The following is a 4,333-nucleotide window of genomic DNA, read 5'->3' as shown; positions in this document are numbered from 1 at the left end:
CCCCCCCCCCCCCCCCCCCCCACGGGTTCGTCGTTTTACGTCGCGAATTCACAATGCCCTTTCGAGTGCCGGCAACGCCTCGAACAAATCCGCCACCAACAGGTAATCCGCCACTTGGGCAATCGGTGCCTCGGCGTCCTGGTTGATCGCGACGATGACCTTTGAACCGCTCATGCCCGCCAGGTGTTGTATGGCGCCACTGATGCCTGCGGCAATGTAAAGCTTTGGCGCGACGATCTTGCCCGTCTGCCCGACCTGCAAATCGTTGGGTGCGAACCCCGAATCAACAGCAGCGCGGGAGGCCCCCACGGCACCGCCGAGCTTGTCGGCCACCCGCTCGATCAAGGCGAAGTTCTCTTTGCTCTGCATCCCGCGGCCACCGGAGACGACGACGCGGGCGCTCGACAGATCGGGCCGTTCGCTGGTCGTCAGTTGTTCGCTCACCAAACGCACATTGCTGGCGCTTTGTCCGCCGTCCACTGCAACCACTTCGCAGGGTTTGTCATGGGATAACGCCTGGGCGAATGCCGAAGCGCGCACCGTGAGCAACTTGATCGGATCCAGTGACTGCACCGTGGCGATGGCATTGCCGGCATAAATGGGTCGCTGGAAAGTGTCCGCCGAGACGATGCGGGTGACGTCGGAAAGCATGCCCACATCCAGGCTCGCCGCGACTCTCGGCAGCAGATTGCGACCCATGCTGCTGGCGTCGGCAACGACGTGTGTATACCCCTCGGCCACCAGCGCAGTGATCAGCGGCTGGACGTTTTCAGCCAGGGCATTTTCGAACACCGCCGCTTGTGCGAGCAGCACCCGGTCCAGGCCCTGGGCCAGCGCTGCCTGTTGCGACACGGCCGAGGCGTTCGTCCCGCCCATCACCAGCAGATCCGTTTCAGCCCCCAACGCCACGGCAGCGCTCACGGCGCTCCAGGTGCCTGCCGTCAGTTGACCGGCACTGTGCTCGGCGATCACCAATGTGCGCATCAAATCACCCCCGCAACGGTTTTCAGTTTATCCACCAACTCGGTCACCGAAGCGACCGTGATCCCTGCTTTGCGTACAGGTGGAGCGACAACACCCAACAATCGAGCGTGCTGCTTCACGTTTGCGCCCAAGCTGTCGGCGGCAATGGTTTCCAAGGGCTTTTTCTTGGCTTTCATGATGTTCGGCAACGAGGCGTAGCGCGGTTGATTCAGGCGCAGATCGCAGGTCACCACGGCCGGCATTGAGAGCGCGACCACCTGGCTGCCCCCATCGACCTCACGCTCGACGAGCCATTGCCCGTCGACATGATTGACTGCCGAGGCGTAAGTGGCCTGACCGCTGCCGATCAACTGCGCGACCATTTGCCCGACCTGGTTGTTTTCCTGGTCGATCGCCTGCTTGCCGAACAGGATCAGTTGCGGTTGTTCCTGATCGATCACTTTGCACAGGTACTTGGCGACATTAAGCGGCTCGAGAATCGCGCCGGTCTCGACCAGAACTGCGCGCTCCGCGCCAAGTGCCAACGCCATGCGCAGTTGTTCCTGGGCGGCCGATGTGCCCACCGAAACCACCACCACTTCGGTTGCCAGGCCTTTTTCCTTGAGGCGAATCGCCTCTTCCACCGCGATCTCGCAGAACGGATTCAAGGCCATTTTCACGCCGTTGAGCTCAACGTCTGAACCGTCAGCCTTGACCCGGACTTTCACATTCGGGTCGATGGCGCGCTTTACCGCAACGAGCACTTTCATGGTCTTTGCACAGCCCCCTTGCACTTGGTTCGATGCGCGATGACCGGCGCGCACGCGCCGGATCATCCCTGTTTCGACTGGATGGTAATCCTGGTTTTTCCCCCACGCAAGAAAAATGTACACCTGTGTCTCAATCGTTGACACACATGAACATTGCACATACCGTTATGTCAAAACCACGCCTGATGTTCTGTTCCCGGAGCAACACCATGTCCAGCGATCCTCTGCTGCAGCCCTACAAAATCAAGCATCTGACCCTCAAGAATCGGATCATGACCACCTCCCACGAGCCCGCGTATCCCGTGGATGGCATGCCGAAGGATCTGTACCGCGCCTATCACGTCGAACGGGCGAAGGCCGGCGTTGCGCTGACCATGACCGCGGGCTCCGCTGCGGTTTCACGGGACAGCCCGCCGGTGTTCAACAACGTCTTGGCGTACAAGGACGAAGTGGTCAAATGGATGAAGGACCTGACCGACGAATGCCACGAACATGGCGCTGCGGTGATGATTCAACTGACCCACCTGGGGCGGCGCACGCGCTGGGACAAGGCTGATTGGCTGCCGGTCGTCTCGCCGTCCCATCGCCGCGAAGCGTCCCACCGGGCCTTCCCGAAAAAGATGGAAGACTGGGACATCGACCGGATCGTCAAGGATTACGTGGACGCCGCCGAACGCATGAAGGCCGCCGGTCTCGACGGTTTGGAACTGCAGGCCTACGGGCACCTCATGGATCAATTCTGGTCGCCACTGACCAACGATCTCGACGGCCCCTACGGTGGTTCGCTGGAAAACCGCATGCGCTTCACCTTCGATGTGTTGCGCGGCATCCGCCAGCGTTGCGGTGAGGACTTCCTGCTGGGGGTGCGCTACACCGGCGACGAAGACCTGCCCGGCGGCTTCGGCGCCAGCGATGGCCTGCAGATTTCCCACATGCTCAAGGACAGCGGGCTGGTTGATTTCCTCAACGTCGTACGCGGGCACATCGATACCGATGCCGGCCTCACCGACGTGATCCCGATCCAGGGCATGCGCAACTCGCCGCACCTGGATTTTGCTGGCGAGATCCGCTCAGCCACCGGTTTCCCGACCTTTCATGCGGCGAAGATCCCGGATGTCGCCACGGCGCGACACGCCATCGCCTCGGGCAAGGTCGACATGATCGGTATGACCCGCGCGCACATGACCGACCCGCATATCGTGCGCAAGATCATCGAAAAACGTGAAGAAGAGATCCGCCCCTGCGTTGGCGCCAACTATTGCCTGGACCGCATCTATCAGGGCGGCGCCGCGTATTGCATCCACAACGCCGCCACCGGGCGCGAAACCACCATGCCCCACGAAATCCCCAAGGCGCCGCTCAAGCGCAAGGTGCTGGTGATCGGCACCGGCCCGGCGGGCCTGGAGGCGGCACGGGTGGCCGGCGAGCGCGGCCATGAAGTCACCGTGTTCGAAGTGGCCGACCAGCCAGGCGGGCAGATCCGCCTGACCGCACAGAGCGAACGACGCCGCGAAATGATCAGCATCATCGACTGGCGCATGGCGCAATGTGAACGCCTCGGCGTGAAGTTCCAGTTCAACACCTGGGCCGAAGCCGAGACGGTGATGGCCGAGGAACCGGACGTGGTGATCGTCGCCACGGGCGGTCTGCCCCACACCGAGGTGCTCAAGCAAGGCAACGAGCTGGTGGTGTCGACCTGGGACATCATTTCCGGCGATATCAAGCCCGGCCAGAACGTGCTGATCTTCGACGACGCCGGCGACCACGCGGCGCTACAGGCAGCCGAGATCATCGCCAGCAGCGGCGCGAAACTGGAAATCGTCACGCCCGACCGCTCGTTCGCACCGGAGGTGATGGCGATGAACCTGGTGCCTTACATGCGCAGCCTGCAAGACCTGAACGTCACCTTCACCGTCACCTATCGGGTCGATTCCGTGGAAAAACGCGACGGCCAGCTGGTCGCCAGCTTCGGCAGCGACTACGGCCAGGTGCACAAGCAACGCGTGGTCGATCAGGTGGTGGTCAACCACGGCACCCTGCCCCTGGACGATTTGTACTTTGAGTTGCGGCCGCATTCGAGCAACAGCGGCGCGGTCGAGCAGCACAACCTGATCGCCGGGAAAACCCAGGATATCGTGACCAACCCCGAAGGCCGCTTCCAACTGTTCCGGATCGGCGACGCGGTGTCGGCGCGCAATACCCACGCGGCCATCTACGATGCGCTGCGGCTGGTCAAAGACATCTGAACCATGCCCGGATAAGGATCGGGGCTCTGCATTGAACAGGAAAATCGGTAAACCCGTGGCGAGGGAGCTTGCTCCCGCTGGGCTGCACAGCAGACCCGCTTTCGAATTCCCTCCCGGGCTCTCGTGGCTGGGCAGAGAATGCCTACGCGGCTTACGCACGGGACCTGGATGGGAACAAGCTGGCGGTGTATTGCTTCAAGGCTGGGTAAGGCGCTGGGATAAAGTCGGCAAGCATGGCGAATGTGGTGGCCTCTTCGCGAGCAGGCTCGCTCCCACAGGGTTCTGTGTTGCAAAGCAATTTTGTGATTGATGCAGATCCAAATGTGGGAGCGAGCCTGCTCGCGAAGACGGTGG

At 61.8% G+C, this 4,333-nt stretch carries 3 protein-coding genes and 1 pseudogene; 2 read left to right on the top strand and 2 right to left on the bottom strand.

Annotated features, from left to right (window positions below):
* Positions 1–48: 48 nt before the first annotated feature.
* Together ACE04F_RS11375 and ACE04F_RS11370 are read right to left on the bottom strand one after the other, a co-directional pair.
* Positions 49–984, bottom strand: a complete 936-nt coding sequence (locus ACE04F_RS11375) for an electron transfer flavoprotein subunit alpha/FixB family protein (protein ID WP_486106736.1) — start codon at positions 982–984, stop codon at positions 49–51.
* Complete coding sequence (locus tag ACE04F_RS11370; protein WP_486106734.1) at positions 984–1,733, bottom strand: electron transfer flavoprotein subunit beta/FixA family protein; 750 nt, start codon at positions 1,731–1,733, stop codon at positions 984–986. The genes ACE04F_RS11375 and ACE04F_RS11370 overlap by 1 nt, the downstream gene beginning before the upstream one ends.
* Positions 1,734–1,942: 209 nt before the next feature.
* Between ACE04F_RS11370 and ACE04F_RS11365 the strand changes: the two genes are divergently transcribed.
* Positions 1,943–3,979, top strand: coding sequence for an oxidoreductase (locus ACE04F_RS11365; RefSeq protein WP_486106732.1), 2,037 nt, complete (start codon positions 1,943–1,945; stop codon positions 3,977–3,979).
* Between the two features lie 113 nt (positions 3,980–4,092).
* Positions 4,093–4,188, top strand: a pseudogene (locus tag ACE04F_RS11360) (VOC family protein); the annotation flags it as partial.
* Positions 4,189–4,333 lie beyond the last annotated feature (145 nt).

It is taken from the genome of Pseudomonas sp. AGC41, assembly GCF_057334555.1.
This window is presented reverse-complemented; position numbering and strand designations above follow the sequence as displayed.

Coding starts and splice junctions, on each gene's coding strand:
- ACE04F_RS11375 (WP_486106736.1), bottom strand. CDS start 984: ATGCGCACATTGGTGATCGCCGAGCACAGTGCCGGTCAACTGACGGCA.
- ACE04F_RS11370 (WP_486106734.1), bottom strand. CDS start 1,733: ATGAAAGTGCTCGTTGCGGTAAAGCGCGCCATCGACCCGAATGTGAAA.
- ACE04F_RS11365 (WP_486106732.1), top strand. CDS start 1,943: ATGTCCAGCGATCCTCTGCTGCAGCCCTACAAAATCAAGCATCTGACC.